Origin of the sequence: Methanomethylovorans sp. (assembly GCF_041305605.1) — an archaeon.
Taxonomy (GTDB): Archaea; Halobacteriota; Methanosarcinia; order Methanosarcinales; family Methanosarcinaceae; genus Methanomethylovorans.
The window spans coordinates 1-6,235 of the sequence record NZ_JBFYLB010000077.1; the positions used below are offsets into that span (position 1 = coordinate 1).

5 protein-coding genes are annotated in these 6,235 nt (G+C 42.9%); 4 read left to right on the plus strand and 1 reads right to left on the minus strand.

Annotated elements, in window-relative coordinates; genetic code table 11:
- Positions 1–976: ribosome small subunit-dependent GTPase A (gene rsgA, locus ACCM36_RS05055; protein WP_370572660.1), on the minus strand; the 976-nt coding region annotated here is incomplete at its 3' end.
- Between the two features lie 469 nt (positions 977–1,445).
- Here rsgA and ACCM36_RS05060 point away from each other — a divergent pair.
- The 4 genes from ACCM36_RS05060 to ACCM36_RS05075 all read left to right on the plus strand — a co-directional run.
- Positions 1,446–2,849: an iron ABC transporter substrate-binding protein gene (locus tag ACCM36_RS05060; RefSeq protein WP_370572661.1), complete on the plus strand. Its 1,404-nt coding sequence runs from the start codon at positions 1,446–1,448 to the stop codon at positions 2,847–2,849.
- Positions 2,850–2,851: 2 nt separating this feature from the next.
- Entirely contained in the window at positions 2,852–3,472 is a 621-nt protein-coding gene (locus ACCM36_RS05065) for a class I SAM-dependent methyltransferase (protein ID WP_370572662.1), read from the plus strand.
- Positions 3,473–3,485: 13 nt separating this feature from the next.
- Positions 3,486–5,258 (plus strand): radical SAM protein, encoded by a 1,773-nt coding sequence (locus ACCM36_RS05070; protein WP_370572663.1) that lies wholly within the window; start codon positions 3,486–3,488, stop codon positions 5,256–5,258.
- Positions 5,251–6,235 (plus strand): FecCD family ABC transporter permease (locus ACCM36_RS05075; protein WP_370572664.1); only part of this gene is annotated, 985 nt, incomplete at its 3' end. The genes ACCM36_RS05070 and ACCM36_RS05075, both read left to right, overlap by 8 nt.

Sequence of the window (6,235 nt, forward strand, 5' to 3'; positions counted from 1 at the left end):
TCAATTTCTGATAACTTTCAAATCTCTCTTTTGCAATAGTTCCGTTCTTTACTGCTATTTGGACAGCACATCCCGGCTCCTGGTTGTGTGTGCAGTCCTTGAAGTGGCATTTCTGACCAATCTCAACAAGATCGGAAAATGCTCTTTCAAATCCATCATAACTATCTCCAAGTTGAATTTCCCGGATGCCGGGATTGTCAATAATAACTCCACCATTGGGAAGAAGAAATGATTGTCTCACTGTAGTCGTGTGTCTTCCTTTCTCATCATCTTCCCTAATTTCCATAGTTTTCTGAATCTGTTTGTCAAAAAAAGTATTGATGAGCGTAGACTTTCCAACACCCGATGAACCAATAAGCGCCACTGTTTCACCAGGGCCAATATAAGGTTCCAGTCCAACAAGCCCATCTTTTGAAAGAGCACTAATAGCGACAACCGGAACATCGCCAGCAACAGATCTTATTTTTTCTACGGCTTCGGCCGGGTTGTCAGTAAGGTCTATTTTGTTAAGGACGATTACTGGTTTTGCTCCTGAAGAATACACAACTGTCAAATACCGTTCAAGTCTTCTCAGATTGAGGTCTTTACCTACTGACGTCATAATAAAAAGAGTATCAATATTTGCAGCAATTATCTGCTCTTCAGCACCATCTTCTACAGCTCCTCTTGAGAGACAGGTTCTTCGAGGCAGTATATTGACGATCGTATACAAGTTCAGTTCAGACTGATCCAGTAAAACTATGAAATCTCCTACCACTGGTTGTTTACCAATTCGCAGAAGTGCTCCGGAAATCCCAGCTTTTATTATAGCACCTGAAATGAGAATTTCACAGACAGTCTTATGTCTTGACATGACCCTTCCCGCCATGTATGAACCCTCGTAGATAGAGAATGCCGATTCAAGTTCTTCATTCCATCCTATAATTTTAGTTTTTTTATTAAGAGGGGGGATTTCTGGCATTGATTGCTTGTTCATGACCAATGTTTATTCAATTTATGATAAGTAAATTATGGTAAATTCTATTCTGAACTGAATTTTACCGACTGCCAGGTCTAATAAAAAGAAACTCCTACCTAAAATTTACAATATTGAGATGTTCAGTCACAACGATCTGGATATATTTTCAATGTCATCTAACACTCTGGAAAAAGCCCATTGAGGATAGATTTTTATATCATTATGTTTGTTCAAACATAACGCTAAAAGCATTCAAAGTCTGACGGGTATTGCTATGAATGGAAAAAGGGGTACAATCATTCTGATTTTTATGTTGTTTCAGGTCGTAAAATCTCCTGATTCATGGAACATAATGGTCAACAGGTTATGCGGGGTGAAGGGGATTGCAAGCACAATCCAGCCTGATTTCCATTGATAATTTCATGATTCCGTTCAATGCAAATTGCAGTTGTAAGACTAAGAATGATGCTTTAAAGGTGGAAACGATATGAGTCGAAAAATCAAGATCCTTCTCATAGCCATGATGTTGGTGGCTGCAGTCTTTTTAAGTGGCTGCGTGAACAGTAGCTCGGTAGATGAAAGTAATTCAGGTTCTGACAAGATCACAGAAAATGTAAATCCTGTTGCAGAAAAGGAAAATAGTACCAATGATAAGATGATGAGTGTTCCGGAAGATACTGGTACTAATGTAACCAACGAGATCAATAAGACTACAAATTCTCTCAATACTACGAATGATACTACACCCGTTTATTCTCTCAACACTACCAATACTACATCTGTCACGGCAATTTATTCAGGCAGTGGTGGAAGTTCATCAAAGCACAGCTCCAGTAGTAGCTCATCGGATGATGATTCAGGTAGCGATGAAACCTCATCTGATAACAGTGATTCTGATGAGAACGATACGGTACAGATAACCGATATGTTGGGTAGAGAATTAGTACTTCCAAATGATATCGATTCTGTAATAGCTACATCCCCGCCATCAACCATTCTTGTATACATGCTTGCACCTGACAAGGTCGCTGGCTGGAACTTCATCAACAGTTTTAACCATACTTTGATGGATGATAAATATCTTAGCCTTCCGGTGATCGGAGGCTGGTATGGTACAGAAACCGGGAACTATGAGACTCTGATCAGTATGGATCCTGATATCGTGATCGAAGGATACAATACCCAGGGTGATGTAAACGATACGATCCTACTCAGACAGGAAAACTTTGGCAGCATTCCTGTTGTAGCTATTGATGGGTCCATAACCTATATTATGAGATCAGAACCTACCATCGAATACGTCGGTACTTTACTTGATCGTGAGAGACAGGCAGATAAACTTATAGATTTCCGCAATTCTATCCTTACTGAGATCAACGATACAATAAAGGACATTCCTGAGGATCAAAAAGTACACGTATACTATGCTGAAGGTCCAAAGGGACTTGCAACCGATCCTTCCGGTTCGCAGCACTCTCAGGTCATAGATATATGCGGTGGTATAAATGTTGCAAATTGTACCCTCACTCCTGGTAATGGCATGACGGCAGTTTCCATGGAAAATGTCATAGCATGGGATCCGGAAGTCATACTGACATCCAATACCCAGTTCTACAACTCTGTATATTCGGACCCACTCTGGGAGAACATAGATGCAGTGGCGAACAAGCGCGTATACCTGGCACCTGAGAATCCTTTCTGCTGGATAGACAGGCCACAGGGACCACACCTGATCATAGGAACAGCCTGGACTGCAAAAATGCTGTATCCCGATCAGTTTTCAGATATGGACCTTGAGAGCCTGACACGTGAGTTCTATTCGGATTTCTTCCACTACGACCTCACCGATGAAGAGCTCAACTCGTTGTTGTATCCTGAAGCAGAGGAGTAGGCATGAACGGTGAAAAAAGGGATTCTCCAGGCTTCCCTTATATTGCGGAGCATATATTTGCTCCCATTTATCCCGTTATTGCAGACCATATACTTAAAGAAAGTAAAATAAGAGAAGGCATTTGTCTGGATCTGGGGTGCGGGATCGCATCTCTGGGGATATCGATTGCAGAAATTACGGATATGCCAGTTTATGGTATTGACTTTTCCAAGGACATGTGCAGGCTTTCAAAGAAAAAAGCACTTCGTCATAATATCTATGATAGGGTAATGCCTGTGGAGGCAGATGTACATACACTTCCTTTCAGGAATAATTGTGCAGATCTCATTGTAAGCCGTGGTTCTGTATTTTTCTGGAAAGATCTTCCTATTGCTTTTACTGAAGTCGCTCGTGTTCTTGCTCCTAATGGACAGGCATGGATAGGCGGTGGTTTCGGCACAAAGGAACTTAAAGAAAAAATATCTGAAAAAATGCTCGCCTTTGATCCGGAATGGCATAATAATTCTAAAGAAAGGCTCAGCCCGGAAAACCTGCGGGCTATGCAGGAAGCTGGGAAACAGACAGAACTTGCCTGTCATACGGTACAGGACGAGTCCGGGTTCTGGGTAGTAATAAGTAAGTAAAAGAGGCTGAAAAATGAAGTGCAGAGTATGTGAGATCGGTTGTGACATAAACGATCATAGTAAGGGCAGATGCGGAACTTATGTGAGCGTTGACAATACTATAATACAGGATCCTGCTATAGGATATATGGGAGCATATCCCATTTCAATAGAAACTGTTCCAATGCTCCATTTTTATCCATCTGGAAAATTTTTGCAGGTTTTCAGCACCGGTTGCAATTTTCAATGTCCAGGATGCGTGGCAAGGTTGCTGGCATCCAATAAGTCCCTTGGCTGGCCTACGCTCAGTCCATCTCAGGTAGTGTCAAAAGCGATACATCAGGACTGCAAAGGCATAGTATCAACACTTAATGAGCCAGCAGCTAATTATTACTTGTTCAGGGAGCTGGCAATTCAGGCAAAAGAGAATGGTTTACTTGTGGGTTGTTCTACAAATTGCTATTTTACAGATGACACTCTGGGAGAACTTGGAAAGTTAGTGGATTTCATGAACGTAGGGATCAAGGGATATTCCAATCGCAGTTACAGGACATGCGGAGTATCCTCGTCTATTCCTGTTTTCCGAAACATTGCCATGCTTTTTGGAATGGGAGTGCATGTGGAAGTTTCTGTAGTATATCACAGAGGAAACGAAGAGGAATTACTACAGGTCGCAAAAACCTTGTCTGAGATATCCCCAACGATCCCCATTCAGGTCATGAGATTCATTCCTTTTGGAGATGCACCGATCGAACTTGAACCGTCAATCGGTGAGGCTGAAAGGATATGTACTTCTCTGAGCGATTATATGGATCACGTATATTTGTTCAATTCTCCTGGTACAGAATTGCTCAACACGTATTGTCCTCAGTGCGGTGATCTGCTGGCAGAAAGGGAATTCCATGGACCTATGGGTTCCAGGCTGTTGAAACCATGGACAAAGCACACATGCAACTGCGGTTATGTTGTTCCGGTTACAGGCACCACTGCAATTGAAAGTTATAGTGAAGCCGGATTCATGGGGGGTTACCGTATAAGCCGGGCTTTTGGTATGGTCCATGCAGTGCTCACTTGCATGGGAATACTGGATGAACGGAAAATGCTGGAAGTATGGAGGGATATTTCCGACACTGACACCCTTATGCAAATCCATCATCTTATACAGCAGCCATGTTCTTATCTTGAGTTTATTAGTCTCATCGCCGAAAAAGCAGGGACCCAGGAACAAGGAGGACAACTTTCTTCCTTCATTAAGAAGCGCATGGAACTGGTCCATAGCCTTGCAGCAGAGAACAGTGGCCATCCGGTTTATTATTGTATGGGATCTCCTCTCTTTGCCCTGAATGCAGGAAGAATGGAGAACAATCTTGTAAACTTTGCCGGAGGGCAGAGTATCAATAAATTGCTTCAGAAAGAGGGTAAGCCTGGTATAAATGTACAGCCAGGCTTTATCAATGAGCATAATCCCAAAACCATCTTTATTTCCGGTTTTCTCTCCCGGCCACTCTATGAGTTCTATAGCCAATGTCAGCAATATAGCATAGAAGCAGATGCTGTGATGGAACAACGGGTCTATGCGATTCCGCCTTCCTGGGATTTCGGAAGTCCTCGCTGGATATTAGGCCTTCTTTACATAGCTGATAAGATGTATCCTGGGAAACTTGGAGTTGACATTAAAAAAGAGGCAGATGAATTCTACAGGCGCTTCTATGGAATGTCTTTTGAAGATGCCCATCCAAACAGGTCCTTCCACAGGCCATCGTCCAGCGGCTGGCCCAGGAACATAATGGGGTGCACTCATGCCTGAAAACAGGCATTATGGCACTCTGGCCATGTATCTATTACCTTTAGTGTTACTCGCAGTTTCCCTTTTTGTTGGGAGATATCATATATCCATGTCCCTTGTAGTGGATGACAGTATTAGAAGCGTTACTTCTCTGCTTTTTGATACTGCGGTTCCTGAGTCTACCGAGCACACAGTACTGTTCAGTGTGAGGTTTCCCCGAATACTGGCCGCTTTGCTTGTGGGATCTGCACTTTCCACAGCTGGTGCATCATTCCAGGGCGTATTTCGCAATCCGCTTGTATCTCCGTATATACTGGGAGTAGGTGCAGGTGCAGGTTTTGGTGCATGCCTGGCAATATTGATTGGGGGAAACCATTTTGTAATACAGTTTTGCGCTTTTATCTTCGGGCTTGTGGCAATGTTTGCTTCCATCAGCATGGGCAAGGTTAGCAAAGGTGCAGGAACTCTTGTGTTTGTTCTTTCCGGAATAATTGTAGGTTCTGTCTTTACTGCTCTCATATCACTTGCAAAATATGTGGCAGATCCTTATGATGAGCTCCCGGCAATTGTTTTCTGGTTAATGGGAAGTCTTGTAGATGTAAGATACAAAGACCTGCTCTGGATAGTAGCTCCCATGTTCGTTGGCACATTGGTGCTATACCTTCTCAGATGGCGTATCAATATTCTGTCATTGGGTGACGAGGAAGCCAGATCTCTGGGAATCAATGTCAAAAATATGCGTTTGGTGATCATTATCTGTGCAACACTTATAACCTCAGCAGCAGTCAGCATCAGTGGGGTCATTGGATGGGTCGGGCTTGTAGTGCCACATATTTCCAGAATGGTAGTAGGCCCTAACTATGACCGCTTATTGCCGATGAGTATGGCCATAGGTGCATCTTTCATGCTGCTTGTAGATGATCTTGCAAGAACGGTCACTGCGACTGAAATTCCTCTGGGTATAATCACATCCTTAGTGGGAGCTCCTTTATTTGCAT